Annotated in this window: 24 protein-coding genes and 1 riboswitch; of the genes, 3 read left to right on the top strand and 21 right to left on the bottom strand. The window is 45.0% G+C overall.

The features are described 5' to 3' along the window. Positions 1-128 precede the first annotated feature (128 nt). Positions 129-863, top strand: a complete 735-nt coding sequence (locus MKX68_RS23890; RefSeq protein WP_091020737.1) for an alpha/beta hydrolase — start codon at positions 129-131, stop codon at positions 861-863. A 164-nt stretch (positions 864-1,027) separates the two neighbouring features. Here the strand turns inward: MKX68_RS23890 and MKX68_RS23885 are convergent, their stop codons facing one another. After that, positions 1,028-1,498 (bottom strand): low molecular weight protein-tyrosine-phosphatase, encoded by a 471-nt coding sequence (locus tag MKX68_RS23885; protein WP_340914276.1) that lies wholly within the window; start codon positions 1,496-1,498, stop codon positions 1,028-1,030. Position 1,499: 1 nt separating this feature from the next. Then, positions 1,500-2,201 carry a trimeric intracellular cation channel family protein gene (locus tag MKX68_RS23880; protein WP_074095468.1) on the bottom strand — a complete coding sequence of 234 codons (702 nt, stop codon included), beginning with the start codon at positions 2,199-2,201 and terminating at the stop codon, positions 1,500-1,502. Between the two features lie 182 nt (positions 2,202-2,383). On the opposite strand from MKX68_RS23880, the gene MKX68_RS23875 reads away from it, so the two are divergent. Then, positions 2,384-3,025 carry a thiamine diphosphokinase gene (locus MKX68_RS23875; protein ID WP_340914275.1) on the top strand — a complete coding sequence of 214 codons (642 nt, stop codon included), beginning with the start codon at positions 2,384-2,386 and terminating at the stop codon, positions 3,023-3,025. A 296-nt stretch (positions 3,026-3,321) separates the two neighbouring features. Continuing rightward, on the top strand, positions 3,322-3,822 hold the full coding sequence (locus MKX68_RS23870; protein WP_340914274.1) for a C40 family peptidase: 501 nt from the start codon (positions 3,322-3,324) through the stop codon (positions 3,820-3,822). A gap of 111 nt (positions 3,823-3,933) precedes the next feature. Here MKX68_RS23870 and MKX68_RS23865 read toward each other — a convergent pair whose 3' ends face one another. From MKX68_RS23865 to MKX68_RS23775, 19 genes are all read right to left on the bottom strand, one after another. Next, complete coding sequence (locus tag MKX68_RS23865) at positions 3,934-4,638, bottom strand: response regulator transcription factor (protein ID WP_339783272.1); 705 nt, start codon at positions 4,636-4,638, stop codon at positions 3,934-3,936. A 119-nt stretch (positions 4,639-4,757) separates the two neighbouring features. After that, the gene (locus MKX68_RS23860) at positions 4,758-5,810 is read right to left on the bottom strand and encodes a ThiF family adenylyltransferase (RefSeq protein ID WP_340914273.1); all 1,053 of its coding nucleotides are present in this window, start codon (positions 5,808-5,810) and stop codon (positions 4,758-4,760) included. Continuing rightward, entirely contained in the window at positions 5,807-6,574 is a 768-nt protein-coding gene (locus MKX68_RS23855; RefSeq protein ID WP_340915488.1) for a thiazole synthase, read from the bottom strand. The genes MKX68_RS23860 and MKX68_RS23855 overlap by 4 nt, the downstream gene beginning before the upstream one ends. 2 nt (positions 6,575-6,576) lie before the next feature. After that, positions 6,577-6,780, bottom strand: coding sequence for a sulfur carrier protein ThiS (gene thiS / locus MKX68_RS23850; protein WP_339255841.1), 204 nt, complete (start codon positions 6,778-6,780; stop codon positions 6,577-6,579). Then, a complete protein-coding gene (gene thiO, locus MKX68_RS23845; RefSeq protein WP_340914272.1) occupies positions 6,777-7,949 on the bottom strand; it encodes a glycine oxidase ThiO in 1,173 nt (390 codons plus the stop codon). Before thiO ends, thiS begins: the two co-directional genes overlap by 4 nt. Before the next feature lie 17 nt (positions 7,950-7,966). Continuing rightward, entirely contained in the window at positions 7,967-8,674 is a 708-nt protein-coding gene (locus tag MKX68_RS23840; RefSeq protein ID WP_340914271.1) for a thiamine phosphate synthase, read from the bottom strand. Positions 8,675-8,858: 184 nt separating this feature from the next. After that, positions 8,859-8,968, bottom strand: a riboswitch (TPP riboswitch). A 75-nt stretch (positions 8,969-9,043) separates the two neighbouring features. Next, complete coding sequence (locus MKX68_RS23835; protein WP_133385194.1) at positions 9,044-10,594, bottom strand: ABC-F family ATP-binding cassette domain-containing protein; 1,551 nt, start codon at positions 10,592-10,594, stop codon at positions 9,044-9,046. Positions 10,595-10,732: 138 nt separating this feature from the next. Then, the gene (locus MKX68_RS23830; protein WP_340914270.1) at positions 10,733-11,716 is read right to left on the bottom strand and encodes a hypothetical protein; all 984 of its coding nucleotides are present in this window, start codon (positions 11,714-11,716) and stop codon (positions 10,733-10,735) included. Further along, positions 11,703-12,254 carry a hypothetical protein gene (locus tag MKX68_RS23825; RefSeq protein WP_340914269.1) on the bottom strand — a complete coding sequence of 184 codons (552 nt, stop codon included), beginning with the start codon at positions 12,252-12,254 and terminating at the stop codon, positions 11,703-11,705. The genes MKX68_RS23830 and MKX68_RS23825 overlap by 14 nt, the downstream gene beginning before the upstream one ends. Beyond that, on the bottom strand, positions 12,251-12,649 hold the full coding sequence (locus tag MKX68_RS23820; protein ID WP_340914268.1) for a hypothetical protein: 399 nt from the start codon (positions 12,647-12,649) through the stop codon (positions 12,251-12,253). The genes MKX68_RS23825 and MKX68_RS23820 overlap by 4 nt, the downstream gene beginning before the upstream one ends. A 16-nt stretch (positions 12,650-12,665) precedes the next feature. Further along, positions 12,666-13,151: an ABC transporter permease gene (locus MKX68_RS23815; protein WP_340914267.1), complete on the bottom strand. Its 486-nt coding sequence runs from the start codon at positions 13,149-13,151 to the stop codon at positions 12,666-12,668. A gap of 62 nt (positions 13,152-13,213) precedes the next feature. Further along, on the bottom strand, positions 13,214-15,280 hold the full coding sequence (locus MKX68_RS23810) for a hypothetical protein (protein WP_340914266.1): 2,067 nt from the start codon (positions 15,278-15,280) through the stop codon (positions 13,214-13,216). Continuing rightward, positions 15,270-17,096 (bottom strand): ATPase, T2SS/T4P/T4SS family, encoded by a 1,827-nt coding sequence (locus tag MKX68_RS23805; RefSeq protein WP_340914265.1) that lies wholly within the window; start codon positions 17,094-17,096, stop codon positions 15,270-15,272. Before MKX68_RS23805 ends, MKX68_RS23810 begins: the two co-directional genes overlap by 11 nt. 7 nt (positions 17,097-17,103) lie before the next feature. Next, positions 17,104-17,934: a hypothetical protein gene (locus MKX68_RS23800; protein WP_340914264.1), complete on the bottom strand. Its 831-nt coding sequence runs from the start codon at positions 17,932-17,934 to the stop codon at positions 17,104-17,106. After that, positions 17,931-18,644 carry a hypothetical protein gene (locus MKX68_RS23795; protein ID WP_340914263.1) on the bottom strand — a complete coding sequence of 238 codons (714 nt, stop codon included), beginning with the start codon at positions 18,642-18,644 and terminating at the stop codon, positions 17,931-17,933. Before MKX68_RS23795 ends, MKX68_RS23800 begins: the two co-directional genes overlap by 4 nt. 77 nt (positions 18,645-18,721) lie before the next feature. Continuing rightward, on the bottom strand, positions 18,722-19,741 hold the full coding sequence (locus MKX68_RS23790) for an SAF domain-containing protein (protein WP_340914262.1): 1,020 nt from the start codon (positions 19,739-19,741) through the stop codon (positions 18,722-18,724). 26 nt (positions 19,742-19,767) lie between these two features. Next, positions 19,768-21,246 carry a serine/threonine protein kinase gene (locus MKX68_RS23785; protein WP_340914261.1) on the bottom strand — a complete coding sequence of 493 codons (1,479 nt, stop codon included), beginning with the start codon at positions 21,244-21,246 and terminating at the stop codon, positions 19,768-19,770. Between the two features lie 227 nt (positions 21,247-21,473). Further along, on the bottom strand, positions 21,474-22,523 hold the full coding sequence (locus tag MKX68_RS23780) for an SAM-dependent methyltransferase (RefSeq protein WP_340914260.1): 1,050 nt from the start codon (positions 22,521-22,523) through the stop codon (positions 21,474-21,476). 6 nt (positions 22,524-22,529) lie between these two features. Beyond that, entirely contained in the window at positions 22,530-23,303 is a 774-nt protein-coding gene (locus MKX68_RS23775) for an ABC transporter ATP-binding protein (protein WP_338594986.1), read from the bottom strand. Positions 23,304-23,305 lie beyond the last annotated feature (2 nt).

Raw genomic sequence — 23,305 nt, 5'->3', positions numbered from 1 at the left:
TAACAGGGGCTTAATATTGGTATAACAGCATAATACATGATTGCGTGTTTGACCTAACCCCGCACAAGGGTAATCTTACCGTATTGCGCGGTCGAATGCAAAAAATTAACCGAGAAAGGTGACGTTTTATGACGGATTCCCGCTATTTGAAACGCACGATTGTGAAGGAAGAGATTGAAAGTCGCTATCTTGGAGAGAAGCGAACGCTCCGTATTTACCTTCCTCCAGGCTATAACGAATTACTTAGCTACCCTGTCGTTTATTGTCAGGATGGCGAAGAATTTTTTAATTTCGGACGAATTGCTACAACAGCTAACCAAATTATTCTGGACGAAGGAGCCGAACCTTTCATTATTGTAGGGGTTCAGGTCGATGTGTCTGTGAGAACACAGGAATATGCTCCATTTGGAGATCGGTTCAAGGCATATACCGCTTGCTTCGCTGAAGAGATTATTCCCTATATAGAAGAGAAATATCCTGTGCGCCGTTCTCCGCAGGAACGTATTCTTGCCGGAGACTCGCTCGGTGGCAGTGTTTCACTTCATCTTGCTCTGTTATATCCGGATCTGTTCACACGTGTTATTAGCATGTCTGGCGCCTTCTACTCTGCTTCTCAGGAAATCTATGCCGCAGCTGAAGATCTGTCTTGGCTCTCGATCTGGATGATCGTTGGTTTGCAGGAGACTGATTTCGAGGCAGACACGGGTACGTATGATTTTGTTCAATTAAATCGGGATACTCGAGAATTGCTGGAAAAACGTGGTGCCCTCGTCTCCTACCAAGAGAAAGACGGAAAACACCAATGGGGTTTTTGGCAGAAGGAGTTGCCAGAAGCATTACTTTATTTTCTCCAGGAAAGATAAAAGACCACATTAACAGGCGGCTGAAATGCCGCTATTGTTTTTCATTTTAATGATACCGCTTACAATTGTAACCTGAAAAAGAAGCAGGATATCCTGCTTGCTTGAAGTGCTCTAATCCTGCTTCTTTGTCGAATTACAAATTAAGCATGAATTTCGTTTACTTTTTAGGCTAAGGAATGTTCCGCTTCAATCTTACTCAACAGAACATCGCAGCCTGCGTTAACCAACTCGTACACCTCTTCAAAATTGCCCGTGTAATATGGGTCAGGTACTTCTCTGAGTTTTTCCTCTGGAAGCATGTCCATGAACTTGATGATGTCCGCCGCAGCTCCGCCTGGAACGTTGCGTACATTATCTGCATTTGAATTATCCATACATACAATGTAATCAAATTGAGTAAAGTCTTCGCTGGCGAATTGTCTCGCTGCCATGTTGGCATAAGAAATCTGGTACGAATCCAGCAATTTTCGAGTCCCTTCATGCGGAGGTTTACCAACGTGCCAGTCCCCTGTTCCCGCTGAGTCCACACGAATCTGGTGTTCAAGCCCCTTCTCCAGGACTTTGTGACGCAAAACGGCTTCAGCCATTGGTGATCTACATATATTGCCCAGACATACAAACAAAACGTGAATCATATTAATCCCCCTTGCTTAACGTACCTTGAAGTACCGACGATGTTGGCTGTGTCACAATGCTCTCCGGCTGAGGACTGACGTTGCCCGTCTCAGATGGCACCAACGAACGACGTGGCAGTTTCCATTTATAATGTACAGAACACATCCGGAAAAACACAACGGCCGCGAAACCTAGCAATAATCCGGTATTCGTTGTTAACCAGCCCATACCTATGACAAAACCGGCTGTCATTGCCCATACAGCATAGATTTCATCACGCAATACAAGCGGTTTACGTCCAGCGAGCACATCACGAATAACGCCTCCACCAATACCGGTCATTACTGCTGCAACGATAACTGCGCTAATAGGATGTCCCATGTTCGCCGCGTACAGTGCCCCTTGAATTGCAAATGCTGCAAGTCCGATTGCATCAAATAACGCCTCTGTTCGCTTCCAGTGACTAATCCACTTGAGAGGCAATATAAACGCAACTGCTACAGATACTAAGGCTAACATAATAAGTGATCCCTGACTCCATAATGTCGTTACAGGTATACCTATAAGTACATTCCGGATAATCCCGCCTCCGAATGCAGTGACAAGTCCAAGCACCAGTACACCCAAAATGTCATACTCCTCTTCCATTGCCACGAAGGCACCGGACATTGCAAATGCGATAGTGCCTATAATGCTGAATACTTCAAAAATGTGTAAGTCCAACCTGTTCAAACCTCACTTTTCAAGTCATCTCCATGTCGCTCTACCCATTGTATCCGCGAGCACTGAAATTGTGCAACCACATTTTGTGGATTATACTGGTTTGGTGAATATATTTGTACAGGTTCCAACATTATATTTGAACAATGAACTATTTTTCTCTGAATTAGGAAGGATGAAATAAAATGACGGTGAAACGGATTGTTATTTTTACAGGCGGAAACTTATCTGTAGAATTACTTCAGGAAATACGAGAAGATGATATGATCATCGCGGCCGATCGCGGTGCATTATTTTTAATTGAACACGGCATTCAGCCTCACATTGCAGTTGGAGACTTCGACTCCATTACCGAAGATGAACGTATCATTGTAAGCAACAATAGCATTCGGTTCATTACATGTGACCCTGTTCATAAGGATCTTACTGATACAGAAATGGCTTTTGAGACAGCGCTAGATTACGAACCTTCTCACATCTTAATGTTAGGTGCTACAGGTACACGTATGGATCACACCCTCGCTAATGTACATATCATGGTTCGCGCGATGCAGCATCATATCTCCTGTGCCATTCAGGACAAGCACAACTACATGACACTGACCACATCCAAAGCTGTGGTTGAGCACCGTGACTATAAATATGTTTCTCTGCTTCCCTTGACTCATGAAGTTGCAGGAATAACTTTAGATGGTTTTATGTATCCGCTAGATCAAGCCACCATTCGCATGGGACAATCCTTGGGTGTAAGCAACCAGCTCTTAGTCTCCTCCGGTACAGTCACTATTGATAGCGGCTTATTACTGATTATTCAGAGCAAAGATTGAATCCATTCGTATGCTTCATAATTATTTATTACGTTTTTGTAACCAGTGATTCAACGAAGAAAATAGGTTCACACATAATAAAGACCCTTGATATTCAAGGGTCTTTGCTATTTTATCTTTATTTTTCATCCGTCAATAATTAATTTTTTGACATTTTTAATCATATTTTAATAAACATACCCAAACCATTGTGGCGCAAGGGATTACACTCCCCTATCCAATTTCTAGGTTGTTACAAAGCTGTTATACTCGCTCTAGCAACTTAACGAAAACGAATTTTGGAGGTACTAACTAACATGAAAACAAACAACTTTGTCCAAAAGGCCGTAACCGTCGGGTTGTGCGCTACACTAGGTTTTGGAGCTGTATTAATGACTAACGCACCTGTTGCACAGGCAGCAACTGCTTCTGTATCCACAGGTCAACAGATTGTTAACTATGGTAAACAATTTACTGGAACTCCATATAAATTTGGTGCTTCAACCTCAACAACCAAAGTTTTTGACTGCTCTTCTTTTATGAAATATATTTTCAAAAAGTATGGTGTAGACTTGCCGCGCACTTCCGTGAACCAATCCAAAGAAGGTACAGCTGTATCCAAAGCTAATCTGCGTGTCGGAGATCTAGTATTCTTCTCCAGTGGTAGCCGTTCTACGGGCTCCAACGTTACTCATGTAGGCGTATATGCAGGGGACGGAAAGATTCTGCATACGTATGGATCTCCAGGCGTAACCCTCTCTGATCTGGACTCTGGTACTTGGAAGAGAACGTATGTTAAAGCTCGTCGTGTACTCTAGAATCACATCATAGCTAATCAGCAAGGACCGGAGGTTACTATCCGGTCTTTTATTTTTACCCTCTTTTTGCCACACTCTAAACTGGTGATTCATGGAACTAACTTTAGTAATCTAATTTTTATCATGAAGCATATAACCGATCCCACGCACAGTATGAATCAGTTTCACACTTCTTCCCTTATCCACCTTAACCCGCAGATGTTTGATGTATACGTCCACAACGTTGGTATCCATCGCATACTCATATCCCCATACCTCCCGCAAAATATCACTCCGTGTACATGCTTCATTCACATGCAAGGCCAGAAATTCCAGCAATTCGTACTCTTTTGGCGTTAATGTCAGGTATTCACCCGCACGATTTACCCGCCTTGAACGTAAATTTACTTTAAGATCATGAACTATAATTACTTCTTCACCCTCTTGTGTTGCATTCGCAAAAACACGCAATAAGTTTCGTATTCTGGCGAGCATCACGTTCAGGTGAACGGGTTCCTCCATTACATCATTAGCTCCGTAATCCAGCCATTCCACGATGAATTGAGGAGAGGCGTTAGACGTGATAACCAGTAGAGGTACAACCTGACCTTTATCTATCCATCGTTTCAACTCTAATTTCTGATCCTGGTCATGATGTGCTTCCCCCTCACTTCGGTCTACCAGAATGATCAGGTTGATGTGTGATAACGAATTCTTGGCGAATTGGTCTAGTTCAGGTCCTTCCTTTCGTTGCACCTCATACCCTTCGCTACATAAAACATCCTGAATAAGGCTGACCTGCTCTCCTGCTCCAATCAGCAAAATGGCTGTTTTCACTCTTTTTCACCCGGCCTGTCTCTATCCCCACTGCTCGCAGCAATGGTTGTTACAGATAGCATGCCGTAAAATGAAAAAGTCCATTCCCTCAAGGGAACAGACTTTGTTTCTTTCTTGCTTTAACCAAAGTAGCGATGGACGAGCGTACGTGCTTCAGCTGTGTCGTTTGTTCCGTGTACGAGGACACGTCCATCTTGGAAAATAACCATTCTATGGACTCCTGTTGTAAAAGAAACCAGAAACGGATTCGATTCCACTTTTCCTTCTTGAAGTCCATCCAGACGATCCGCCGTATGTTGAAGATCCAGATTCATACGCCGTGCAGGCCGGATCTGAACGGTATCCCTGCCACATAACACATCGGTTTTCTCCAGATTGGATGCAGAAAGATATGGATACGTTGCAGAAGTGCCGCAGGAAGGACAGTCTTGCTTTTTCGCACCATCCACATTGATGGATATGTATTCGTTCCTCCATACGTCAAATGACAATAACTTACGTCTCAATGCATTTGCATTACCGCTAAGCAATTTCATCGCCTCTGCTGTCTGATTCGCCGTTACCATCTGTACCGCTTGGGGTATGATGCCAGATGTATCACAAGTATCTCCACCTAGAGGGACTTCACCCAACAAACAATTTAAACATGGCGTATCTCCGGGCATAAACGTATAGGTGATGCCGTAACTACCTACGCATCCACCATAAATCCAGGGAATACGGTGCTTCTGTGCCATATCATTAATGAGTAGTCGGGTATCAAAGTTATCCGTTGCATCCATAATCAAGTCTGCATGCTGAACGAGTTCTTCCAACTCATCTACTCTGACATCCAACACTTTCCCTTCCACATGAACCGTGGAATTAATGGCAGATAACCGTTTTTCCGCCGCCATCGCCTTCGGCATCCGTTCAATCGCGTCCTGTTCTACATATAATTGCTGTCGCTGCAAGTTACTCCACTCCACATAATCACGATCCACAATCGTCAAGTGTCCGACTCCTGAACGAACTAACGTTTCTGCGATTCCTGTTCCCAGTGCGCCAGCACCAACGATTAAAACTCTGCTGCCCTTTAATCTGGCTTGACCTTCCTTGCCCAGCGGCGCATACCGTTCCTGTCTGGAATACCGATCGGCCTGCTCCGAGGATGTTGATTGTTGATTTATCATGTATGAACCATTCCTTCCACCGGACTACTGGCTGCTGCATAACGCTTTACGGGAATCATGCCTGCCTCATAAGCCAGCCTACCTGCCTCTACCCCCAATCTCATCGCCTTAGCCATGCTCACTGGATCCCCTGATCCGGATACGGCTGTATTTAACAATACGCCATCTGCACCAAGTTCCATCGCATAAGCAGCATCTTTTGGGGAGCGCAATCCTGCATCCACAATTACAGGTACAACAGCCTGCTCAATGATGATCTCAAGGTTATAGGGATTGATGATGCCTCTGCCAGCTCCGATGGGAGAAGCGCCAGGCATTACAGCATGTACGCCAAGCAATTGCAGCCTTTTGGCCAGAATGACATCATCTGAAATATAAGGCAATACCGTGAAGCCCTTTTCAAGCAAAATTTCGCAAGCCTTGTACGTTTCAATCGGATCTGGGAGTAGCGTAATTCCATCTCCGATGACTTCGACTTTTATCATATCACAAAGTCCTGAAGCCCGCGCAAGCTCAGCAATCCGCACCGCCTCTTCCGCAGTGGAAGCCCCCGCCGTATTCGGAAGAAGAGTGTATTTGTCCAGATCCAACATATCCAGGAAATGCTTCTGGTTACGCTCCTCCAGATTCAGACGACGAACAGCAAAGGTTAAAACTTCCGTTTCAGAGGCTTCTACAGCCTGACTTTGTACTTCCAGATCCGAAAACTTGCCTGTTCCGAGCAACAATCTGGACTCAAACGTATATTTACCAATATTCAACATCATCAACCGCCTCCTACAAAATGTACAATCTCAATTCGATCGCCTTCTCTTAATGCCGTTGACTCATGATACTCACGCGTTAAGATATGCCTATTCAGTTCTACAACGACAGTCTTGACTTGCAGGTCAAATGATTGAAGCAGTTTATCCACACGATTCAATCTGTCCTCAATCTCCATCCTTTGACCATTAACGATGATGTTCACTGCACCACTCCCTTTCTGTTCAATCGCTCAGGGCTCAGCGCCTCAATTCCGAGCTCTTCTGAGCTTTTGCCCGCGAGCAATTCAGCGATTAGTCTGCCTGTTATCGCACTGAGCAAAATACCGTTGCGGTAATGTCCAAAGGCGGCGAACAGCCCGGGTATACTCTTACAAGCACCTATATAAGGCAATCCATCTGGAGTTGCCGGTCTTACGCCTGCCCACGCTCGTATAAATTGTGCTTCTTTCATCCCAGGCACCCAGTGGGTAGCCGCTGTTAATAGCTTCTGAACACCCTGTACAGAAACGTTCAGATCCGTTCTGCCTGGCAGACTGCTTGCCCCGAGCCAAACCTCTCCATTGGCTTTGGGAACAATGTAGATATCCTCTGCATACACCGTTCTGTCAGGTCTGTACCCTGCATGTTCAGCTGAGAACTGAACGGCGGCTATTTCACCTTTTACCGACCACACAGGCAAGCTCAGATTCACATGTCTCATCAACTCTTCACTCTGTAATCCAGCCGCTATAATGACATGTTTGCATCTCATCTCACCGATCGATGTGGTGATCCCCTGCACGCCGTGTTCGTTTGCTCGCACGCGTATATCCTGTATGCCCTCCATAACCCGTGCTCCCAATGCTTGAGCCGATTCGGCGTATGCCTTCGTTAGATGGACTGGAAGAATCTCACTCTCGTAAGGCCTGTAGTAGGCTCCATACGTATCTCTGTTAAGCCAAGATGCCTCCTGTTGCACAACGGAACGATCCCACCATACCTCATCAGCAGAAACAGACAACGCAGACTTCCGATTGTCCTTATAGCTACTTAATTCAATGTATGATCGAAAAGGGGTTAGGAATCCATGGCGTTGCAGGCCAGTCTCTACCTCACTGAGTGTAGCCATTAACACTTGATGCTCAATAAGCAACTGTCTACTCTGTCTGGCAAGCTTAGCCATCAAAGGATGAGCAAACTCCTCACTATCTGCAGCCAGCATTCCAGCCGCTGCACAAGAAGTGCCTCCTGCAATCACCGAACGCTCCAGCAAAAGTACATCCTGTCCACGGGAAGCAAGCTCATATGCAATGGCGCAACCAATAACGCCTCCGCCTACAATAATCGTTTCTGCATGAATCTTATCCGGTCTATCAGTAATGATCTTTTTCATCCTCTCATCTCCTTGATTCAGCGACTCAGACTTTCTGTAGCAACAACGATAGCCTGCCTTAATGATGCAGCGGCCCGATCCGGTGAATCGTTCGCCCATACATTCGAGATCACAGCAACTCCCTGTGCGCCTGCAGAGCGAATCGCGTGAATGTTTCCCGGTTCGATGCCACCGATCGCCATGACAGGAATGGAGACACTCCTGCACACTTCAGCAAGAGCATGTAATCCTCTTGGGTCAAGATCAGGCTTACTGTTGGTTGAGTAGACATGCCCGAAGAAAAGGTAATCGGCTCCCCGTTCTTCAGCGATTTTTGCCTCATCGATGGAATGAACAGATACCCCTAGACGAAGTCGCTGCACATTGCTCATGACAGCAGGGTTACAGTTGCGTATCGCATCTTGCCCCCAATGTACACCGCCACAGATGTCATTTTGTAAAGGCAGTTCTGAACCATTGATAACGATGCGACAAGATGGAACGCCAACGCTGCGCAGACTTTCAGCCCAATCGATCTTGTCTTGCCATGTGAGTTGTTTTTCTCGTATATGAATATAGTCCACTGATGGCCAAACGTCCTTTGCAGCTTTTACAAAAGATGCTTGATCCCCTGCACCCGTAGATACAACATGCAATTCAAATGATCTGTGTACATGTTCATGAGAAATTACCGTACCATCCCTCTCCTTCCATGCGTGAATGCTATGAAAACACAAAAAAGCCACTCCCGTAGGGGAGTGGCTGCGTATTAAATATAGGACCAGATGACTAATTGATGCATACAGTTCATTTCGTGCAATTCAGCTATGGACCTTATAGCCCTAACGTTATACACGTCACTGCATGTTTCAATTCGTTAAGCAGACGGTTGAAATCCTTTTGAGTTGCCGTTTGCTCACGTCATTCACTGAAACGCGCTCGCCACTTCCCTACGCTGGTATGATCCAGATCAGGTGCAAAGGGTCCGGAATCGTATTCTTCCATCTCAGCCGCATCGTGCGGCCCCCCTAGTGTTCATATGAAGTTGTAGCCTATGTTACCATAGACGGATTTTTTTGTCACCGTCATTTCTGTTAAACATTGTCTTAAATCGTCTAGTTTTTCTCAGACCATTCTTCGACATTCCATGTTTTGGTAACCCAACCCTCGTAGAAATCAGGTTCATGAGATACCAGTAACACCGTTCCCTTGAATTCTTTCAAAGCACGCTGCAACTCCGCTTTAGCTGTGACATCCAGATGGTTCGTCGGCTCATCAAATAGAATCCAGTTGCTTTCACGCATCAAGAGTTTGCATAAACGAACCTTGGCTTGTTCTCCACCACTCAGCATATTAAGCGGACGAGTAATGTGCTCATTTTTCAACCCACAGCGAGCGAGATGACCTCGGACCTCATTTTGGGTCAAATGTGAAAACTCATTCCAGACATCCTCAATCGGCGTGATATTCCCAGCACGAACCTCCTGCTCAAAATATGCCGTTTCGAGATAATCTCCTAAGAAAGTCTTTCCACTGAGTGGAGATATTTTTCCCAGGATGGTTTTCAACAGCGTCGATTTACCCACACCATTACAACCTACGATGGCAATTTTCTCACCACGTTCGATTGTCATTGTCATCTTAGGCAGCAAAGGATACGTATATCCAATTTCAAAATCAATGCCCTCAAAGACCGTTTTGCTGCTCGCACGGGCATCCTTAAATTTAAACGTTGGTTTGGCCGCTTCATCTGGGCGATCAATACGTTCAATTCTGTCCAACTGCTTCTCCCGACTCTTCGCTCGACCTGAAGTTGAAGCACGTGCCTTGTTACGCTGAATGAAATCTTCCTGCTTCTTGATGTACTCTTGCTGCTTCTCGTATGCATCAATATGCTGGGCTTTATTCATATCAGCCATCTCGAGGAACTTGTTATAGTTCGCTGCATATCTCGTTAATTTGGCAAATTCCAAATGATAAATGACATTTACGACTTCATTCATGAATTCCGTGTCATGGGAGATTAAGAGGAACGCGTGCGGGTAGTCCTTCAGGTAACGTGACAGCCATTCAATATGCTCTACATCCAGATAGTTGGTCGGCTCATCCAGTAACAGAGCTGTAGGTTTCTCGAGCAGAAGCTTGGCAAGCAGCACCTTGGTACGTTGTCCACCACTTAGAGCTGCGACATCCCGATCAAGACCAATTGCGGACAAACCAAGACCATTAGCCATCTCTTCCACTTTTACGTCAATCAGATAAAAGTCGCCCTGTTCCAGTTGTTCCTGAATATCGCCCATCTCTTCCAGCAACTGCTCCAGCTTATCTGGATCTGCATCTGCCATCTGGTCCGTAATATTCATCATTTCTTTTTCCAGTTCAAGCAACGGAAGGAATGCATCTTTAAGCACGTCACGAATGGTTTTACCTGGGGTAAGCTTCGTGTGCTGATCCAGATATCCATAACGGACCTTGGGTGTCCATTCCACTTTTCCACTATCTTTAAGCAATTTACCGGTAAGGATGTTCATTAATGTGGATTTACCTACACCATTGGCACCAACAAGCCCTACGCGCTCTCCGGCAAGTAAACGAAACGATACATTTTTAAATAACGTGCGATCTCCAAAATTGTGACTTACGTTCTCTACTGACAATAAACTCATAAGATGAGGTTGCTCCTATCTATTAGACATTACTTTTGTGATTGTTCCGAAACCCTATTCTAGCACAGGTCCCGTCTTTTCTGAAAGTAATGTAAACATATCAGGAACCTCTTCCATAATTTTGTCATACAGGGTACCCTAACGGTTAGAGCATTTATATTCGAAATAGCCTTGTGCAGCTGCTTGTCTCGCGCCTGTGAACACCTCTTCAGCACGGTAACCATTACCACATGTGGAGGGGTAGTAGTACTTGATACCCGTTAAAGGATCTACCCCACCTACTATCGCCGTTTTCTTCACAAGTCTGCCTCCACCAATTGCGTAATTGTTGATCTTCTGGTCACCCACACCTATACCTTGGATAAAAGCCATAATCCCTGTATCATTTATGGAGTTGTACCAATCTTCCTGGGCAATCAGGGGCATCGTAAATGTATAGGAAATACCGTTCTTTCTGGCAAACTCATTATGGCGGTTAATCACATCAGCCAGATTATCCTGCACAGTAGTCACAATCCGACTTCGTCTAACTTGTTCAAATACGTGGGTATCCTGAAGTAAAGGAATCTGTGTGGTTGAAGCCAGTTCTTTTTGAAATCCTTCAATCCATTTCCCTGCGCTTGCGTCATAGGCATATACGTAGTCGTCCAGTGTAAAGTTAATACTGTTACCATTAGAATCTGAATATGTATAAGGTTTCTTGGGGCTCCATACTTGCCGGAAAGAATCTTCAAGGTTACCCGTCATCTCTGTTTCCGTGGAAAACATATAATAGCCATCATAATCCAGAATAACTACGGCAGGAATGTAATTAAACATGTTTCGAATAGCTGCGGGATCATCCTGAATGCCCATATTCAAAGCCATCGTCTGCGTAAATGTCAACAAGGCAAGCTCCTTATCGGCTTTAACAAACTTGGTTGAATCGTAACCTGCTTCATCATTTTGTTTCTCATTCTGATGCATCACTGCACCTGCATCCATGACTGCAGTTTGAAGTGCAGATCTGTATCGATGACCAAGATATTGAGCCTCTTCGGCATCTTGGGTATGCAGTGAGATGATCCAGAAGAGCGGAAAAAAGATCAGCACGAATACAATGGATAGCTCAGTAATCTTCATTGAGGACCATACCTCCGTATGTTACAAATACCGCTGAAGCCTGAGCCGTACCACTTAACCATTCACGAATGAGCATGGAAGGTGTACGATTTGTATTTTGGAGCGTCACGGTGAAAAAATCCCCTGTCGTCAACGTATATCTTCGGCCAGGATCATCAACCGGTATCACACCTGAGGATGGGAATAGTCTTTCTCGAATCTGAGCTGCATAATATCCATCCTGCACTACCTCATAGGTCCCGTTAAAACTGTTATGGTCCATCGGGTCTGTATAATGAGGTACATATTTCTTATGCAAATGTTCCATCGACACCTCATACAGATTGCCCGTCTGGGCCAGTTGCTCCTCAAACTCAGCAAACATTCGAGGTGAAATATATCCTTTCGTTCGGACAGCATCAACAAAGCGTGTTACATTCTGAACAGCCGTCATACGTGCTATATCATCCTGCCGATCGGCTGTTTCAGCAGCTGGGTACACATAGAGCAAAAGGACTGCTAGCAATACGGCAAGCAGCTTGGATGCGGCATTAATCAACTCACACTGGTCTCCTTCCAAAAAACAATCTTGAGCAGTTCTCCAGTTTCATTTCGTATAAACTCCGGTCTGTAGGTGGCATCGAACTGGACAGGAATCGTCGCTGTTTTGCTGACAAATGGATCAATCACATACGAAGTTCCATCTACCTCCACAGGGATGCCTGTGCCTGTCATCTGCCTCACGGTATGCAACACTTCCGCACCACTATATTGATAGGAATTGCTGGTATGCAGTGTTGTTGTCAGCCGACCTTCCATGCCTGCTGTTGTCTGTACTCTGTCGGTCAAGGCCGCAGACAAGATCTTAACATTCTGTTGCCCGTACAGGCAGGCTGTCACAAACAGGACAACCGCCGTACAAAACAACATGAGATGCTGGGTATTCCGGGACATGTTAAACCAACTCCTGTCAGGATTGCTGGAAGATCAGCCCTCTTACCACGTTGGAACGGTCTTTTACGATAATGGCTTTGAATTTACCACTTGGATTGACATATTGATTGTCTTTTTCACTCATGGTCTGGTTAATAATCCCCACTTTATCGTCAGGAGCAATAACCGAGCCGTAGTCGGCATTATTGAGCTCCTGTGAAATGTTCAATTGATTGCCATACCATTGACCCGCTTTATTTTTACCTGTAATAACTTGAATACCGAACTGATCTTTGTCCGCGTATTTACGCAGCGCATTCGTTACCTGTGATCCACTGATGGTTGTTCCGTCATACACCGTAAATGCGGCTTGGGACAACTCGGTTTGGATATCAGCAAAATTGTTCTGGGCCGTCTTGGTTGCCTCCTGAGCCGAAATAAACAACAGAACTACAATTGTGATCAGAGCGATTGTTAAGAATATCCCTGCTGCCACCTTTAAAGCGCTTGATGCATTGTTCATGATAAATCCTCCCAAGTTATAAGTTATTAAACTATTTCAGACTGTCACACAGATAAATTGTGCTACAGTTTCTGAATTTGCTCATAATAAATGTTCATCTGCAAGAAGCTCATACCAACCAATGGAATGACCAGATACAGAAAGATAAGGGCGTACATGGGTGTAAATCCGATGGTTCTGCCCCATGATGCTTTGACATCAATCATTTTGCTGTACTCCTGCTTGCGTTGTTCAAAATAAAATTCCATCATGCTCTCGAGATCATCGAAGGCTTCACGTATTGAGATTTTGCCAAGGGCAAGCTGCAATTTATCAACCAGTCGCTGGAACTCGGGCAAGCCCGCCTCTTCCTTTAATTGTTCAAGTGCAAGCTCTGGTCCATGTTCAAAATGCAACAAACATTTTTGCAGCGGGCGTTTGAAAATGACGGCAAATCGATTAAGCCACTCCAATATCTCCTCGACTGACATCCGGTCCATCTCACGCAAAATGGAAATCACTGTCTGGAATTGATAGATTTCATGTCGCATATCCAACCTTCGCATTTTCCGCTGAAATAACATGAGCCATACGGGCATGTAGTACCCAGCTCCACCCATGAGAATGGCTATAATCATTTCCCACCAACGTACATATTGTTTGTTATACTCCTCAAGTTTCTGCATAATGCGCGTGATGGTCTCATTCTGGGTATCAAGGTCCATCTGAACGGGAGATAACTGCTGTAATGCGTTGGCGACTTCTTCGTATGTAGCTCCTCGGTTCATTTCTACACTTTCCAGCACGGATTGATCCAATGCTGTTTTTTCCTCAGCTTTCCTGAGATCCGCTTCAGCCATTGCACCAAACATTCGATCATCACGAATTGGATCATACAAGATGTGGTTACGTTCAACCTGATGCAACAGCAAGATGCAACCCATTGTAAGGACCAAACAACCTGCGAATAACATCACTCGTCGAATGACAAGCCATTCGTATTTCAACTCCGAGCTGCTCTCCCTCATGAGCCGTATCGTTTGACTGTACTGTGCACTGCCAGGTTTCGCTGCAAACAACATCGCCAATTTCCGTATGAAGGTCTGCCTGTACAGAAACTGATCCAACCATGAATGCTTATGCCCTGACCGATAACGGGTCTCATCATATTGCTGGAGCCTTTGCAGAAGCAAATAGGCAAGGATAATGATGACATAGATCGATATTTTGGTAACAAAACCGATTTTGCTGCGATAAAATTCATCCATCGTTGGGAAACTGACTCTGGCCCAACGTTCGATTGGAGCGGTGAACAATACCGGAGCAAGAGCGATAATATTAAGCCCTTTGAGCAGGTAATCCAATTTATCACGCCGCAAAATCTCCAAATGAATCTCCTGAGTTAGGTTACCAAGTCCTTTGAGATAAATAGAACCTTGTGCTCTGTCCTTATCCCCGAACTCCATGACCATATAGGAAACGCCGGCGAATCCTTTGAGAAAACGGTTGGGAGCCACCTCATAATAACGCTCAAGTGCTTCATTCGGATCTGGAGAAGTTAGAGCTTCGTAGATCAGTCTTACTTGTTCTGCTGCTTCTCCTGTACCTGCTTCAGCAGCTTCATAGAGCGCTTCCTCAACCATGCCATGTTGATGATACCTATGCCTTACATCCGCAAAGAGATCCAACATCTGAACCAGCAACCTTTTCTCCATACGACTGAGGCACATATCCAATACCAGACTGTTTAACACCACAGCACAGAGAATGGATAGTATTACAAAAGCGATACCGGGCTGTAGAAAAAACAGAATGACACTAATGCCTCCATAACCTCCAAGAATAATCAGAACCACTTTCATCGTCAGCCTGCGAAGTGAAGGTTCATCCCCAACATGGCGGAATGAAATACGTTTCTGCACCTGTAGAATATAAGCTGATAGCAGTGGCACTTTCATTCCAAGACGGTAGGACTGCAACAAGATTGATCCCAGTCCCTTGAATCCCTTCCCGCTAGGAGCAAAAATCACGCCGGGTTGACTTGTTGAACCACCTCCTCTGTGACGTAACATACTTAGAACCAGAAGTGTGATCAGCAAACCTCCTGCACAAATACTTAATACGAGGAGCAAAATCCATTTAATTGTCATGCTGATCACCCCAATGTTGCTTCATAAACTGTACAAATCTCTCAGCATCCTGTAATGTCATCTGTTCTCGCATATCCACCATGCTTCCAGAGGAAATTGGAGCTGTTGCAACATACTCTCCATTTCTGTACTCCACAACATTACGAAATGTAAAACCTGCCCTCTCTTCCACGCTATCACCTTGATTCGCACGAGGAAGACATTCCGTAATACGTTCGATATATCTTCGTCCCTCAGCATCTTTTTTCATGTGAACATCGAAATTGATAACACTCACAACCTGCTCCTCAGCAATATGCTCATGCTGGAACATACCTGTCTTGAGCAAGGAATTACGGAGGGAGAAGACCAGATCACGAAACGTTTTGGCATGGTGGGTAAACAGGGTGAACAGACTGGCAACCTGAGACATTTGAATCATCCATGCGGCCACCTCATCACTCGCAACCTCACCGAGAATATTGACGGTACCATCCGTTTTTTTCTGCAAATCAAGCCCTTGTTGACCTGAAATGTGTTCGGTCTCTCGGAAGCTCAAAATATTACGTCTGCTATAGATCCGTCTTAATTGAAGTTCAAACGCCATCTCCTGTACCCGAAGGGTGTACGATGCATAGATGTGTTTGACCATAGCCATAAGCAACGTTGTTTTACCAGAACCCTGTGCCCCGGTTACAGCTGTGATCCGGCTTCCTTTCATCAGGTATTGAAGCAATGTAATTGGCAGATTTGCGTTGTTACCCGTAATCAATTGTTCAAGTGAAGCATTCGGAATATCGAACTTCCGGACGAAGAACGCCCACGATTCTGCAAAAGGAGGTCTAACAACAACGACACGGGAGCCGTCTTTCATCTCGTTCACCTTGTATCCGCTTGCTTCCGACAACTGTCCGGGATAATTGTATTTGTATATATTCTGGCATACCCTCTTCAGTTCACGGATGCTTCCGAATGACAGAAAGGATAGATGAATGGACTTACCTTTATAGAAAATCCAGACACTTTCCATGCCGCTAAGCGGTTCTTCATGTGCATCATCCTCCAGTCCTTGATCCAGCAAATCATTCCATGATGCCGGTTTTCGAAGTCCCATATTATGAACAGCATCAAGCATACCGCTGACACCACCACTAACACCATCAATACGCTGGTCCCTTATCTCATCAACAACCGAGAACCCTTTATAATGTTGGTAGATACGCTGCACGATGATATCCGTCTTTTCTCTGAAACCAAGCTCTCGATACTCGCACTCGAAAACATACTGAATATCCTCCTCAGAGATATAATAACTTCCTCCATCGTCCGTACCTTCCTCCAGTCTCAGTCTGCCAAGATCGTAGGTATCAATCATTCGGGAGAGTGCATCCACACCGAATTGCTGTCGGTACAGATAGAACACAATTTCGAATCGGTCCTGGATCGTCAGCAAATCTGGTTCTGCAAACAAAATAACTTCATCTACATTTGATTTGTTCAGCCCTATGCTTCGGGTCAGGAGATCCCCTATCAGATTTTTGACATACGTTTTGTCGCTGATACTGCCTGAGACACAGCCCTTCAGTGCTTTTCTCATCTCGGCACGCTGATTAATTCTTCGACGATATTCTTCTTCATGCAGACCCGCATCCGCGAGCTGACTATGACTAAGCTCATGAAGTGAGCTCTTCACCTTCTCAATCAACATGTCAATCGTGAATGATTCCTGTTCAGGAACACGAGCATTCTTTTCACGAAGAAACGTTCTATACTTGAACCAGATATAAGTCAGGCATAGAATCAAAATTAAACTTATCCATATGGTATTCCAGAGCATCGGAGGTTCAGGCTCCCCTTTCCAGCCTCTTCAGAACTGTGCGCATACCTGCACCGTCCATAATCAGGCGAGCGAGTTCGCTCATGCTTGCAGCAAAGCTCCCTTTACGAATATCCTTATCCTCAGTCAAACTTTCCAACTGCAAGTACCTGGCAACATCTCGCCGATTCCTTGCATCCAGGTATCCGGTTGTGTACGGGATCGCAGATATCGTGCCTTTGTATTTGAACTGGCGCCGAATATTGGAAAGCGTTGCACGGGAATGCAAATCGTATTTGTTAATTACAACATGTATATTCTTATTGTTCATTCGTTCTGGCAGGATCTTTTCAAAGAACAACTCCAGATTTCGCATATTTTGATCGAGATTAATTACAACATAGTCCGCCTGTTGCAGCTTAAGCTGAGCATCGACACCAGCATGATCCGCATCCAGAAGAACCAGATCATAATACTCGTTAGCTACATTTAGCAGCTTTTTCACAGTCTCACCATGTTCCTGCGGGGAACGTTCCATCTCATCCATTCTTCCGGTTAGGAAGTCAAGTCTTTCTTTCAGAAGTGGCTTGGTATAATCCCTGAGATTTTGCTTATTCAGACTTCCGCTCGAATGCAGCCGTTCAATCGCATCCCAGCCACCCTCTTCGAAGGAGAACATATAGTCCGCTGAATTCGTATCATTGGATGGTAGAGCAGCTTCTGTGCCAGTTCCGGCAATGCCTGTATTAACAAGTAACACTCTTGTCCTGTAGTGAAGTGCCATCGCATAAGCACTAATTAATGTGCTTGAAGTGCAACCCGTTCCCGCAAAAGGGCTCCAAAAGGTAATGGTGCTCATGCTCTCATCCTCTCTGCTTCTTTCATCGCACGGCGACTACGAACACTTTCCCAACCTGTTAACTGCTCAACCACACGGCACAACGATTTTTTGTAATTTCGTGACAAAGGTCCCAGATGGACTCGGCGATGATGCTCATTCTCAAGCTTAACCGCCGCTGTTAACTCATCCCATGGAAGCACTAAGGATTCTCCTGTCCATACAAACGGACTGCCCTCCAGATACGCCCACAGATAACGAGCTTCAAGCTTGCAGTCAACCCCGTTAATTAAGAGCCGCTGAAATGACAGTTCACCAGGCAATGACTGTTCTTCAAGCAACCGCTTCAACCAACCCTTACCACGTTCCAGATTGTAACGCTCATAATCACTCACCCAGACTCTTACATCAGCGGTTAACCAAAGATTACGTGAAGCAAAATGTGAAGTCTCCATGTCATATAACACATAATCATAACTGTCCAATCGCTCTCCATTTACTTCAAGATGATTCTCTACAGCTGCCGAAGTGACAAAATGACAAGCGATATCAAATCCTTCAAATTCCGTAATTCGCAAAGACTGCTGACCGTCACCTACACCGTACCCATACTTCTGTTGTAAGGTTCCATCTACGAGCAAGACCTTGTTGCCTGTCGAAGCCAATATCTTGCAAAGATATAACATCAGATCATTCTTCTCACATAAACCCGCAAAGATCCATGTATGCATAGATGTTACAACTCCTTTCTATTTCTTTAAACCTTTGTTATCTGAATTATCTTAATGTGAAAACCTTAGATTAATCTCTACTCTCCACCCGTTAGCAAGCTCTGCTGTTCTGTTTGTGAAGCTTCAGCAGGATCATTTACGCTTCCAGAATTAGCTCCTGCCCCGTTTCCTGAACCATCATTCCACATCACTCCATCCGATGTTACCGGATTATTTGCAGATGGACGACTGTTATAAGTAACTGAGGATTGGGCCACATCCTGTTCCACTCCTTTTGACGGTGCTGTCACGGAGGCGGCCAGTGAACTTTCAAGCGAACTTCGCACCTGTCTGGATAACTCCTGTTCGGCTCGTCGAACAATATTTGGATCACTCTCCAGCAGTTTTAACACTTCTGAATTGGCAGGATACGTCGCGATTGCAGGTGTCTGAAACTGTGGTTCTACATAGGTTAAGGCATAGATAGAAGCTTTATGTAAATAGGCATCTACAATTGCACTTGAGAGTGACAGAATCTCTTCCTCCGTCATCGTAATCCATAAGGTAGCTGCATTGAGTCGTTCCACTTTCTTCTTCGATAAAAGAACATAGTCTTGTCCGGTAGGGAATTGGATACGAACATCAATAATATCTCCCTTAACGAGTGAGGATGGCAGTAATACAACTTGCAGCTCTCGATTTCTTAAATCGGGCGGAGCCGGTGTATCCTCATATACCATCTCGGTGGTAATGGCTGTTCCTTTTTTTAACTCTATTTTGGCCACTTGGCCTTCCATTTGCTTGGTACTGGACCAGAGATTTCGTGGTGCTTGTGCATCCGGAACAGCAATGAGCTTCAGATCCTCCGGTAATATCGGTTCACCTGCTTCAATATCCCGAATCGTAACCCATCCTTGTGCGCCCGAATCCCATTGTTGCTTTAACTCAGCTTCCTTTTCCTCATATGCCGATAAATACCGGGCTTCTACGGCTGACCTGACATCACCCATCGTTTTGACATTGTAAATAACATATCCTCCGAACACCAACCCTACAGCTCCTGCTCCGATAAGTCCGGCATAGATCAGTTGACGGCTTTGTTTTCTTAATTTAGACAAAAGAGGCTCTCCTTTCGTAATCTCTTCTAATCATGTACTTTCCTTCGTGAAAAGAACGAACGTTTCTTGGGCTGCTTTGCCATCATATGCATTAAAATATGAGAAAACACTTTATCCATCTGTGCGTCCTTGTCAAAAGGGTCGATATGTAACGGCAGACTATATACACTCGATGTATCCAAAGCTTTCCGAATGCGCTGAACTGCTTCACTTGCTGCCAGGGGCAGACAATATATCCATTTCTCTTGTGGATACCGATGATGTGATCGAACAAAAGCGCCAATCTCCGCCTGTCTCCATTCGGCACCTGAGCCTATAACAATCGGCAGATCTGCACGCAGGAATTCTTCCAGCCGGTTCTGGTCCTGACCACTACCGAGATCCATCACGATGAATTGATAACTCCCCCCAAGCAAAGACAAAATATCCGCTCGCCCGGATTGTTTCCAATAATGCACACCATCCACTGCAAACTGTCTGCCTGCCGGTACCGGTTTACCCGCTTGAGCGATTTGTTGAATTCTTGCAAAGGATTGAGAGCGAGGTGACATTTCAATCACAGCTACTTTGAAGTTTTGCCTTTCGAGATAATGACTGATAGCTATAGCAGTGTGGGTAACCCCTACACCAGATGAAGCACCAGTCAAGGCAATAACTCTTGTTCCGCCATTCAAGGTCATGGTTGCATCTCCACCAGGCGTTATTCCACCGGGTATTCGGAGCAGTTCTTTCCGTACCTCATCGGCAGATTGGAATCGCTCCTCGGCATTATATCTCAACAGTCTCCTTGCCACAGGGATGTAAGTCCGTGGAACATCACTCCGGATAGAGCTTTCCACACCCTGAATCCATTCCGTATAGGCCCCACTTGTCATAAGATACAGCAGCAATGCTCCGAGTCCGTATAGATCTGAACGCGCATCAGTCTGACCCGAGCCATATTGTTCTGGAGCGGCGAAACCAGCTGTTCCCAACTTAACGGTATCTTCAGCACTTTGCGGTTTGTAACTTCTGGCGATGCCAAAATCAATTAATCTTACTTCATGTTCCGGCGTGATCATGATGTTTGATGGTTTCAGATCCCTATAGATCACAGGTGGATTCAGATTATGCAAATAACTCAACACATCCAGCAATTGAAGCATCAGCTCCGTCAACTGCTCCATCGGAATCTTCCCACGACACTGCTTGAAATACTCACTGAGCGTTAACCCGTCGATATATTCCATCACCAAGTATGTGTACCCATCTTTATCCGGTACAAAAAAATCAACAATTTGCGGCAATCTTGGATGGCGAAGTGATGTCAGAAGTGCGGCCTCGGTCTCCATACTGCCTTCATATGGCATAATCGTTACACTTTCTTTAATTGCCCATATCTTGCCCGGTAACTTCAGATCCTCCGCCTCGTATACATGGCTCATTCCGCCTGTTCCCAGAATGGATACGATACGATATCTACCTCCCAGCAGGCTTCCGCGTTCCAGCCTGGCCGGATGTCTCATACCAATTCCTCCTTCAATACACAACAAAAAAAGGAAAGCTTCACCGAAGAAGAACAGACCGGATATCCGGTTTCGTTCACTTCGGGATGCTTTCCCTTAGGTTTATTATGGTTAATATTGGTATCATTATAGTACAGGCAGGAATAGATTGTAAAGCACAAAATTTAATGAGCTTAATCCAATCAATTTCATAATATCTTTAGCTGCTTTGATCAAGAATAGATCTCTTAATATTTGACCATATAAAGTGTAATCTCTTCCCTGTTATGGAACAACTGCTTGGACCGTTGAATCTGCATCCGCGAACGCTCAAACGTATCAATAACATCTTTAATGAGCGCGAGCGGTTTTTTATGCAATAATTTCACGGTAACAATTGCTGTCCCCCCAGGCTGAAGGCTATATAGAAGATCCGATACAAGTCGGCTCATCAGCTTCGGACTCCAACTCATATCACATACGAGCAGATCGAATTCTCCTTCGCGGAAGCGCACATCCCCTGCGTTTTTCTTCAAGAAAGTCAGTTTTGGTGATGCCAGCAGTGTTGCATCCATCTTCGCCGGATCTACCGCCGTTACTTCAAGCCCGCGTTCAAGCAGGAACGAGGTCCATCCACCTGGTGCTGCACCAATATCAAGTGCTTTATGAAATGAAGTAAAGTCAATGCCAAACGTTTGCTCGGCTTCAAGCAATTTGAACTTAGCACGTGAGATCTGTCCATCTTCTTTTTGAAAACGTACGGCTCCCCCGCTCCAGTCTGACAGGTTCTGTTCAGGTCTGGATACACCCGCATACAACATATCATTCGCAGCAAATACGGAAATGACATATTCAGCATCACGTACAACCCATTCACATCCCAGTTCATCCAGCTTTTCAGTCAGCAATTGCTTCAATGAGGCTGCATTTTCTTGCCAAAAGGACCCTTCTGTCTTCCGTACCTGTAGCACGACAGAGGCACCGGTCAGTTCCTTATGATTCAACACAAATGCAATCAATCTCTCGATAGATTGCTCTGAATCTTCTGTATTCTCCTGAAACTGAACAGGCTGGATATGACGTAAAAACGTTGGATACTCTTCCAACAGTTTACCTGCAACTTCTTCCTCTGCTACAGGCAGACCCGCAAGCAAAATTTCTCCTGGTACGAGTACTGTGCTCTTAACCGCACCAAACGTACGGCGTAATTCTTCCTGTGCATAAGGAGCAAAGCCATGATTGGCTGTGCAGATAAAACGGGAGAAGTTGCCTTCTTCCCAAGACGATTGTGTACTCAAATTGTGTTACCCTCCAGAACGTACGCGTATCCACGGACGACCGTCATCCCACTGGATATCGACCGGGACATCGTACGTATGCTTAATTGTATCTTGTGTCAAAACTTCATGCTTAGGGCCAGCCGCCGCAATACGTCCATCGCGGATCAAAGCCACATGCGTAAATAAAGGTACGATCTCTTCAACATGATGTGTTACATATACAACTGTAATGTTACGCTGGCGCAGACGATCAATCTCGGCCAGCATTTTCTCACGTTCATATAAGTCTAGCCCGGCACAAGGCTCGTCCATAATCAGCAATTTTGGCTCAGCCATTAATGAACGAGCAAGCATGACTTTTTTGCGCTCCCCTTGGGATAGTGTTCCAAGAGGGTTGTTAGCCAGATTGGCAAAGCCCATATCATCTAACAAACTCATTGCCTTTGCTTTGACTTCATCAGGAATTGTCTGATAAAAACGCAAAAAAGCATAAGCTCCTGTAGCGACGACCTCCCATACCGGATCTCTGGGTGTAAGTTTCTCAATCAACGTTTGGCTGATATAACCGATTTCCTTACGTACTTCCCTGACGTCACATTGTCCATACAGATTACCGAGTACTTCAATGCGTCCCTGGCTTGGAAACATATATCCGTTCATCATTTCCAGCAACGTTGTTTTACCAGAACCATTCCGACCCAGAATAACCCAATGTTCGCCTTGTTCGATGCGCAAATGTACGTTATCCAAGATTTGATTCTCTTCTCGTCGAAGTGAGACATGTTCCATCGAAATTATAC

The sequence above is a fragment of the Paenibacillus sp. FSL M8-0212 genome (assembly GCF_038004645.1).
GTDB lineage: Bacteria > Bacillota > Bacilli > Paenibacillales > Paenibacillaceae > Paenibacillus.
The sequence above is the reverse complement of the archived record's forward strand: the minus strand, read 5'-3'. Positions and strand labels throughout refer to the sequence as shown.

Excerpts from the sequence above, each read along its gene's own strand:
- MKX68_RS23890 (WP_091020737.1), top strand. The coding sequence starts at position 129 with ATGACGGATTCCCGCTATTTGAAACGCACGATTGTGAAGGAAGAGATT.
- MKX68_RS23885 (WP_340914276.1), bottom strand. The coding sequence starts at position 1,498 with ATGATTCACGTTTTGTTTGTATGTCTGGGCAATATATGTAGATCACCA.
- MKX68_RS23875 (WP_340914275.1), top strand. The coding sequence starts at position 2,384 with ATGACGGTGAAACGGATTGTTATTTTTACAGGCGGAAACTTATCTGTA.
- MKX68_RS23870 (WP_340914274.1), top strand. The coding sequence starts at position 3,322 with ATGAAAACAAACAACTTTGTCCAAAAGGCCGTAACCGTCGGGTTGTGC.
- MKX68_RS23860 (WP_340914273.1), bottom strand. The coding sequence starts at position 5,810 with ATGATAAATCAACAATCAACATCCTCGGAGCAGGCCGATCGGTATTCC.
- MKX68_RS23855 (WP_340915488.1), bottom strand. The coding sequence starts at position 6,574 with ATGTTGAATATTGGTAAATATACGTTTGAGTCCAGATTGTTGCTCGGA.
- thiO (WP_340914272.1), bottom strand. The coding sequence starts at position 7,949 with ATGAAAAAGATCATTACTGATAGACCGGATAAGATTCATGCAGAAACG.
- MKX68_RS23835 (WP_133385194.1), bottom strand. The coding sequence starts at position 10,594 with ATGAGTTTATTGTCAGTAGAGAACGTAAGTCACAATTTTGGAGATCGC.
- MKX68_RS23830 (WP_340914270.1), bottom strand. The coding sequence starts at position 11,716 with ATGAAGATTACTGAGCTATCCATTGTATTCGTGCTGATCTTTTTTCCG.
- MKX68_RS23820 (WP_340914268.1), bottom strand. The coding sequence starts at position 12,649 with ATGTCCCGGAATACCCAGCATCTCATGTTGTTTTGTACGGCGGTTGTC.
- MKX68_RS23815 (WP_340914267.1), bottom strand. The coding sequence starts at position 13,151 with ATGAACAATGCATCAAGCGCTTTAAAGGTGGCAGCAGGGATATTCTTA.
- MKX68_RS23810 (WP_340914266.1), bottom strand. The coding sequence starts at position 15,280 with ATGACAATTAAATGGATTTTGCTCCTCGTATTAAGTATTTGTGCAGGA.
- MKX68_RS23805 (WP_340914265.1), bottom strand. The coding sequence starts at position 17,096 with ATGCTCTGGAATACCATATGGATAAGTTTAATTTTGATTCTATGCCTG.
- MKX68_RS23800 (WP_340914264.1), bottom strand. The coding sequence starts at position 17,934 with ATGAGCACCATTACCTTTTGGAGCCCTTTTGCGGGAACGGGTTGCACT.
- MKX68_RS23795 (WP_340914263.1), bottom strand. The coding sequence starts at position 18,644 with ATGCATACATGGATCTTTGCGGGTTTATGTGAGAAGAATGATCTGATG.
- MKX68_RS23785 (WP_340914261.1), bottom strand. The coding sequence starts at position 21,246 with ATGAGACATCCGGCCAGGCTGGAACGCGGAAGCCTGCTGGGAGGTAGA.